The organism is Snuella sedimenti, from assembly GCF_016428595.1.
Classification (GTDB): domain Bacteria; phylum Bacteroidota; class Bacteroidia; order Flavobacteriales; family Flavobacteriaceae; genus Snuella; species Snuella sedimenti.
On record NZ_JAELVQ010000005.1, the window covers coordinates 201,628 to 210,775 of the forward strand.

Genomic DNA, 9,148 nt, shown 5'->3' on the forward strand with positions numbered 1-9,148 from the left:
ACAAAAAACCATCAGGCATACGCTTAAAATATTAGCTAAAATAGTAGCCGTACTACTACTACTTTTCACCATTTTGGTGTTGTTACTGTCTATTCCGGCAGTTCAAACCAGCTTGGGAAATTATGCTACCAAGCGACTTAATCAAGATTTTGGCACAAACATAAATATAGATAAAGTGGGCATGCAGTTTAATGGTGACATTGAACTTAAGAATATTTATGTTGAGGATTTCAAAAAGGACACGCTTATTAATATTAAAGAGCTTAATACCTCGATTTTAAGCTTTAGAAACCTATATAATGGCAAATTGGTTTTTGGAGATATTGATCTGTATGGTTTAACATTTAATATTAAGACATATAAGGATATAAAAGGAACAAATTTAGATGTTTTTGTAGCAAAATTCGAAAGCGATAATCCGAGAAAAGGAGAAAGTAAATTTTTAATGTCTTCTAGCGACGTCTCTATATACAATGGTATGTTTAAATTGATAAATGAAAACAAAAGCACTTCCAAAGTTCTTGATTTTACTGATTTAAATATTAATGCGACTAATTTTTTGATTAATGGTAGCGATGTAAGTGCGCGTATGAATACTCTCAGTTTTAAGGATAGTAGAGGTTTAGTGATGAATAATTTAATGACCGATTTCGCATACACATTAACCGATATGACGTTTGCTAATTTGGAAATTAATACAGCACACTCGATTTTAAAAGGCAATTTAAAGTTTTTGTACAATCGTGAGGATTTACAGTATTTTACAGATAAGGTTTTAGTAGCTGCTTCCTTTGAAGATTCTGATGTTTTGTTGGACGAACTTAATGTATTCTATAATGAATTTGGAACCAATCAGCATGCTCGGTTCAGTGTAGATTTGTCTGGTAAGTTAAATGATTTGGTAGCAACTAATTTAAAGTTAAATACCAGTAGAAATACTAGGGTTTACGGGGACATTAACTTTAAAAACCTGTTTAGTAATGAAGCAAATGACTTTTATATGAACGGCTCTTTTAGGGATTTGTCTTCTACGTATAAAGACTTAAAGGCATTACTCCCTAATGTTTTGGGTGCTACCATACCATCGTCGTTCGATAGTTTAGGGAAGTTTTCTATTGTAGGGAAATCGCAGGTAACCACTTCGGCTGTTATCGCCGATTTTAAAATGCAAACCGAGTTGGGAGGCATAGACTCTAATCTTGAGATCACAAAAGTTAACGACATTGACAATGCAGTGTATGAAGGGAAAATGATTTTTGAAGAATTTGACTTTGGAAGTTTTTTAAATGATCCCAATGTTGGTAAAGGTTCGCTAAATTTTGACGTAAAGGGAAATGGTTTTGTAGCTAAAACTATTGACACCCAGGTTAAGGGAGAGATTTTTGAAATAGAATATAATAATTACAACTATAAAAAAATAAAAGTAGCCGGGAATGTTAGAAATAAGATTTTCGATGGTAACCTAATTACTTACGATAAGAATTTAAGGCTGAATTTTAATGGACTTGTAGATTTTTCGGAAGCTGTAAATAAGTATGACTTTGAAGCGAATGTCGATTATGCCAATTTAAATGCATTAAATTTTATTGATAAAGACAGCATTTCAGTATTTACAAGTCATGTGAAAATGAACATGAATAGCAGTGGTTATGATGATGCTTACGGGAAAATATCCTTTAAAAATACATCTTATAAGAATCAAAACGATACCTATTATTTTGATACCTTCGATATATCGTCACGCTTTGAAGGAACTACTAGGTTTGTAGAGCTAACCTCTCCAGATATTATTGAAGGAAGTTTAAAAGGAAAATTCAGGTTTAGGGACTTGAAAAAGATTTTCGAAAATTCTTTAGGACATATTTACACCAATTATGTACCACATGAGGTTGCTACAAACCAAAGCGTTGATTTTAATTTTAAAATATATAATAAAATAGTAGAGGTTTTTTTTCCAGAAATAGAACTTGGAAAAAACACATATATACGTGGCCGTGTTGAAAGCGATGAAAAACAATTTAGGCTTACATTTAAGTCGCCAAAAATTAAGCTGCTAGACTATTTTGTTAATAACATAGAACTGCAGGTAGACAATGGCAACCCACTTTTTAATACTTATGTAGAGGTAGACAGCATAAATACCAAATATTATAACGTTTCTAAGTTCAATTTAATAAACGTAACCGTAAACGATACATTGTTTATGCGTTCCGAGTTTAATGGAGGGGAACAAAATAGTGACAGTTACAACTTAAGCTTTTACCATACTATTAATGAAGACAATGAGTCGGTAATTGGTTTTAAAAAGTCGGATGTGACTATTAAAGATAATAAATGGTACATTAACAAAGAAAGTGACCGTTTAAATAAAGTTTCGTTTAATAAAAAACTATTAAAGTTCAATATTGATAAATTTCAAATAAGTAACGATACAGAAGAAATAAGACTTGAGGGATTTGTTAAAGACTCAACGGAAAAGGATTTGAAACTCAATTTTAAAGATGTCGATCTGGCTAAAATAACCCCAGATATTGATAGTTTGTCTTTGGCTGGTAATGTAAATGGCATGTTGAATATTTTGCAAATGAAAGGAAGTTATTTGCCGAGTTCTAAACTGGTAATTGATAATTTAAAAGTGAACGATTTTTTGTTGGGTGATTTTGAAGCCAATATAGCAGCAAACAGTACGCTAACAACTTATAGTATTGATGCAGGTATTAAGAATGATGTCTTAGAGTCATTTAAAGCTATCGGAACTGTTAGCACTACAACTAGATACCCAAAAATAGATGTTGAGCTTAAGTTAAACAAATTTAGTTTAAAACCCTTAAATCCTTTGTTACAGGATGTGCTGAGTGACGTTCGCGGACTTGCAACAGGATCGGTAAACGTTGTCGGCAACCTTAAACGTCCTGATATTAACGGTAGCTTAAAATTAGAAAAAGCGGGTATAGGTGTTCCGTACCTTAATGTCGATTATAGTTTTCTTAATACCCCTACAGTAATCTTAAAAAACCAAAGTTTCATTTTTAACAAAGTACAGCTTAGTGACACCAAATTTGGCTCAAAAGGAACACTTGAGGGAACTATAGATCATGTGAATTTTTCGAAATGGCGACTGGGTTTAAATATAAGCACACCGCGTTTACTGGTCTTAGATACAAAATACGCTGAAGATGTCCTGTATTACGGAACCGGGTTTGTTGGAGGTAATGCAAGTATTAGTGGCCCTACAGAGCAGTTGGTTATAAATGTAATTGGAGAAACAAAACCTGGAACCGTATTTAAAATACCTCTTAGTGATACCGAATCCTTTGGAGACAATTCTTTTATTAAGTTTATAACCAAAGAAGAAAAACAGGCAAGAAAAGCAGGTGTTGACTTTGTGTTTAAAGAAATAAAAGGACTCGAACTTGATTTTGATTTGGATGTTACCGAAGATGCCGAGCTGGAAATTATTATTAATAAAAATAGCGGGCACGCTTTAAAAGGAAGAGGGCGTGGAGGCCTACTAGTAGAAATTAACACAAATGGTAAATTTAATATGTGGGGAGATTTCTCGGTGTTCGAGGGAGTCTATAATTTTGCTTATGGCGGTTTAATTGCAAGAACATTTAATGTGCAACCCGGTGGTACCATTAACTGGGAAGGAGATCCATTAAAAGCCATACTAAACATGGAGGCTGTATATAAAACACAGGCAAATCCATCCCCCCTGTTGGATAATCCAATTAATAGAAGTATCCCGGTTGAATTGAATATTTTGTTAACCGGTTATTTGGAGCAACCGCAACCTGAATTCAGTTTTGATTTTCCTAATGTTAACTCTACGATTAAGTCGGAGTTACAGTATCGATTAGAGTCTAGGGACGATAGACATAACCAAGCATTGTACCTTTTGTCTACCGGATCGTTTTCTAGAGGTCTAAGCGAACTTAATTTTTCGGGAACCATAGCAGAGCGACTTAATGGTATTATTAATGGGATATTTACCAATGATGACAGCAAGCTAAATATAGGTTTGAATTATGAAGCAGGGGAGAACAGGCCAGACTATAGGACTGATGGTCGTTTTGGGGTAACCCTGCAAACCCAAATAAGTGATAGGGTACTAATAAATGGTAAAGTTGGCGTGCCAGTAGGAGGAGCGGGAGCTAATGAAACCGTTGTAGCTGGTGATGTTGAAATCGATTTTCTTTTAAATGAAGAAGGTACTTTAACGGCCAAAGTCTTTAACCGGGAAAATAGTATACGAAACTTTGGTGAAGCAATAGGATATACCCAAGGAGTAGGATTATCTTATAATGTAGATTTTGATACCTTTAAAGAATTGCTTCGGGGCTTTTTAAAAAAATCTAAGAAACAAGAAAATGAAAACCTGAGCGAATCTGATGATAAAGAAGGTAATGCACTACCAGATTTTATAACAACGAAAGAAGCTTCCAAGAATTAAAATCCGCAATATTTCAGCCTAATTACCAGGCTTTTTCCCTTAAAATCATTTTTTTTATTAACTAAAACGTTATAGTTTAACAAGTCTTGTTAAAATACTTAAAATGCTATAGTTTTATGGTTTTTGTTTATTAATTTTACTTGCAAAATTAGAATATTTAATGCCAAACAAAATAAAGAAACTAGCTGTTTTAACATCAGGAGGGGATTCTCCAGGAATGAACGCAGCTATTCGTTCCGTAGTTAGAACCTGTGCATACCATAAAATAGAATGCATAGCCGTTTACAGAGGGTATGAAGGATTAATGGAAGGTGACTTTAAAACTATGAATGCTCGTAGCGTTAAAGACATTATCAATAAAGGAGGAACCATATTAAAATCTGCCCGATCAGATGAGTTTAGAACAAAAGAAGGTCGATTAAAAGCTTTCAATAAGTTAAATGAAGCCAATGTTGATGGGTTAGTTGTTATTGGAGGAGATGGAACCTTTACTGGAGCCTTGATATTTAATCAGGAATATAATTTTCCGGTTATGGGAATACCAGGAACCATAGATAATGACATATTTGGAACATCCCATACGCTTGGTTTCGATACGGCCTTAAATACCGTTGTTGAAGCAATCGATAAAATTAGAGACACAGCAAGTTCTCATAACAGATTATTTTTTATTGAAGTGATGGGGCGCGATGTTGGGCATATTGCTTTAAATACAGGCATTGCTGGTGGCGCTGAAGAAATATTAATCCCAGAGGAAGACCTAGGGCTAGATAGACTTGTAGATTCCTTGAACAGAAGTAAGAAGTCAGGGAAGTCCTCAAGTATTGTTATCGTAGCCGAAGGCGATAAAATTGGTAAAAACATATTTGAGTTAAAAGATTATGTTGATGAAAATATGTCAGGATACGATGTTAGAGTATCTGTTTTAGGGCATATGCAACGTGGCGGTTCGCCATCTTGTTTCGATCGTGTATTAGCCAGTAGAATGGGCGTAAAAGCTGTTGAGTCTTTGTTGGAAGGAGAATCTAACTTTATGGTTGGATTGTTGAACAATAAAATGGAATTAACACCTTTGGAAAAAGCCATTAAAGGAAAATCAAAAATAAACTTAGAATTATTGCGTGTCTCAGATATTATGAGCACTTAACATTTTATAAACTAGATTATGTCAAAATTAAAATTAGGAATTAACGGATTTGGAAGAATAGGTAGAATTGCTTTTAGAGTAGCAGCTTCTAGACCAGATATTGAAGTAGTTGGAATCAATGATTTGTTAGATGTAGAGCATTTAGCTTATTTGTTAAAGTATGATTCTGTACACGGACAATTCGATGGAACTATCGAAACTAAAAATGGAAATTTGGTAGTTAACGGTAATGAAATTAGAATTACTGCAGAGCGTAACCCAGAAGATTTAAAATGGGATGCTGTTGGAGCAGAAGTAGTGTTGGACTGTACAGGTATTTTTACAACCTTAGAAGGCGCTCAAAAGCATATTACTGCAGGAGCTAAAAAGGTAGCAATCTCTGCACCTTCAGCTGATGCACCTATGTTTGTAATGGGAGTTAACCATAAAGAAATAACGCCAGATCACACGATCGTGTCTAACGCATCTTGTACAACAAACTGTTTGGCTCCATTAGCTAAAGTTATTAACGATAAATTTGGAATTGCAGAAGGCTTAATGACAACTGTTCATGCTGCAACAGCAACACAATTTACAGTAGATGGGCCATCTAGAAAAGACTATAGATTAGGTCGTGCATCTTTAAACAACATAGTGCCAGCCTCTACAGGAGCTGCAAAAGCAGTAGGTAAAGTTATTCCTGAATTAAACGGCAAATTGACAGGTATGGCATTTAGAATACCTACTGTTGATGTGTCAGTTGTAGACTTAACTTGTCGTTTAGAAAAGAGCGCTAGCTTTGATGAAATAAAAGCAGCCATAAAAGAAGCTTCAGAAAACGAACTTAAAGGTATTTTAGGGTACACAGAAGAAGGTGTTGTATCTCAGGATTTTGTTTCTGAACCAAAAACAAGTACATTTGATGCTAATGCAAGTATGGCATTAAACGATAACTTTGTTAAGTTAGTATCTTGGTACGATAACGAGTATGGGTACTCAACTAAATTAGTTGATCTAGCTCAACATATCGGTTCTTTATAATATTATTTAATTATTAATTTGTAACGACTCCACAGAAGGTTGTGTTAATAAACAGGATTCTGTGGAGTTTTTTTAATCTATAAGACTTATGATTTTAATTGTTGATAGTGGTTCTACAAAATCCGATTGGATTGCAGTTGACAAAAATGGTAAACAATTGTTGGAAAAAATCCGTACAAAAGGACTTAACCCTGCTATTTTACCAGAAAAGAAACTGAAAAAAATAATTAAAAAGAATAAGGATTTAAAAGCCAATAGAGCCGATGTAACACACGTGTTTTTTTATGGAGCAGGTTGTGGTACAGAGAAGCCTACGGCAATGTTGAAATCGGTACTTGAGGAAATTTTTGAAAATGCTGCTGTAGAAGTTAACGAAGATACCATGGCTGCTGTTTACTCAACAATTAACGATCCTAAGGAGGCAGCAGTAGTTTGTATTTTAGGGACAGGGTCCAATTGCAGTTACTATGATGGGGAAAAAGTACACCAACGTGTAGATTCGCTTGGTTATTCTATTATGGACGATGCTTCAGGGAATTACTTTGGTCGGCAATTAATAAGGGATTATTACTTTAATCACATGCCAGAAAATGTAAAGATAGCCTTTGGTAGTAAATTCAATATGGAAGCCGATTATATTAAGTACAATTTGTACAAACAGCCTAATCCAAATGCCTATCTGGCTAACTTTGCAGAATTTATGTTCTTGCACAAAGATTCAGAGTATACTGTTAATTTGATTAAGGACGGCATTCGATTATTTGCCAGGAATATGATCATGCAATTTAAAGAAGAATTAAAAGATGCTCCAGTACACTTTGCAGGATCTATAGCATATTTTTCCCAAAATGAGATAAAAGAAGTAGCAGAAGAAATGGGTTTTAAAGTTGGTAACTTTGAGCGTAGGCCTATAGAAGGTTTGGTTTCATATCACACTAAAAACCTTTAAGACGGTATTCGTTTTATCACAAAAGGAGGTTTATATTTTGAAAACTTAATCTTTTGCATAAAAATTCCGCATTTTATATTTCAAATAAAGATAATAAGCGAACGCTTATTAAACATATAATGCAAGAGCACCTTATTGGCAACTATTCCAATTTAAAAGGTGCTCTTTTTTCTGAAATAACTATAGAGAAGTTTATTGAAGAAGAAATTCGGCATGGACACTATGAAGTAGCAACTCCCGCTAAAAATAGTTTAGAAAAATCTTCTCAAGGTGAACGAAAAAAGGCGTTGTTAAATCACCTCATTTCCCAAAACCTAGAATATCTTGTTGTAGATAATGTTTTTGGTAGTTTAGATGGCGCAGCACAAGAAGAAATTGAAGAAGTTCTAGCGCATTTAAGTTGTAAAATACCGATTATACAGATAGCCAATAGAAGAAGAGATATATTACCTTTTATAGACGATGTCTACCTGTTACAAGATGGAAAGCCCGTATTACAGAACGGTATTGAAGCCTCCGATTCGGCATCCCAACATAAAGTTTTTGTAGAAACTTTGCCTAAAGCTTATCGAGACGACTGGGAATCGATATCACCATTGGTAAAATTCAACAATGTTACTGTAGCTTACAACAATAGACCGGTAGTAAAAAATATTTGTTGGGAGATTAAACCCGGAACATTTTGGCAATTAGTAGGGCCTAACGGCTCAGGAAAAAGCACATTGTTAACCTTAATATCAGGCGACAACCCAAAGGCATTCAACCAGGACATAACCTTATTTGGAGTAAAAAAAGGGAGTGGAGAGAGTGTTTGGGATATTAAAAAGAAAATTGGGTACTTTTCATCAGAAATGTTAAGAGGGATAACCCGTTTGGATTCTATTGGAAATATGATTGCATCTGGTTTTTTTGATACAATTGGTTTGTATAAGGTGCCAACCAATGAGCAGATTAAAATTGTACAGCAATGGTTGCGCGTCTTGGGAATGTACGAAATTAGAAAGCAAAGTTTTTTGTCGTTGTCAAGGGGATATCAGCGTTTGGTGTTAATAGCTAGAGCAATGGTTAAGCATCCTCCTTTGCTCATTCTAGATGAACCTACCAATGGACTAGATGACTGCGATGTTGATATTTTAACGGAATTGATAAATAAAATTGCCCATGAAACCGATACTGCAATTTTGTACGTTTCACATAGAAAAGAGGAAAAACTCCTAAAGCCAGATTTTATTTATGAGTTGGTGCCCCGGAGTACAGGGTCAATAGGTAGGATTATTTCTTCTTCTTAACCTCAGTTTGATTTTAAAACGATTGATTTTCAGAATATTGACTAGTTTTGTTGTGCAAACTATGTCATTCTGATGAAATATGAGGAAGAATCTTATCATTATGAGATCTCTCGTCGTTCGTTCCTCACTCTGTGGGAATTGCAACACATTAAAAGTCAGATGCTTAATTGTGTTTTAACCTTGAATTATTAATCGAGTTTGTATGTTTAAAGCGTCGTTCTAAAACCAGGAGGTATTATTAACTTGTTAAAGATAAAATTAACTTAAATAATACCACCTGACATGAAAGA

General features: G+C 34.5%; 5 protein-coding genes. All 5 read left to right on the forward strand.

Annotation, left to right across the window (positions count from 1 at the left end):
* Window positions 1–76 precede the first annotated feature (76 nt).
* The 5 genes from JF259_RS06210 (at window position 77) to JF259_RS06230 (ending at window position 8,858) form a co-directional block, all read left to right on the forward strand.
* Window positions 77–4,453 (forward strand): translocation/assembly module TamB domain-containing protein, encoded by a 4,377-nt coding sequence (locus JF259_RS06210; RefSeq protein WP_199114449.1) that lies wholly within the window; start codon window positions 77–79, stop codon window positions 4,451–4,453.
* A 160-nt stretch (window positions 4,454–4,613) separates the two neighbouring features.
* Window positions 4,614–5,600: a 6-phosphofructokinase gene (gene pfkA / locus JF259_RS06215; protein WP_199114436.1), complete on the forward strand. Its 987-nt coding sequence runs from the start codon at window positions 4,614–4,616 to the stop codon at window positions 5,598–5,600.
* A gap of 18 nt (window positions 5,601–5,618) precedes the next feature.
* A complete protein-coding gene (gene gap / locus JF259_RS06220; protein ID WP_199114437.1) occupies window positions 5,619–6,620 on the forward strand; it encodes a type I glyceraldehyde-3-phosphate dehydrogenase in 1,002 nt (333 codons plus the stop codon).
* A gap of 88 nt (window positions 6,621–6,708) precedes the next feature.
* The gene (locus JF259_RS06225) at window positions 6,709–7,569 is read left to right on the forward strand and encodes an N-acetylglucosamine kinase (protein ID WP_199114438.1); all 861 of its coding nucleotides are present in this window, start codon (window positions 6,709–6,711) and stop codon (window positions 7,567–7,569) included.
* Between the two features lie 53 nt (window positions 7,570–7,622).
* A complete protein-coding gene (locus JF259_RS06230; RefSeq protein WP_199114439.1) occupies window positions 7,623–8,858 on the forward strand; it encodes an ATP-binding cassette domain-containing protein in 1,236 nt (411 codons plus the stop codon).
* Window positions 8,859–9,148: the final 290 nt, after the last annotated feature.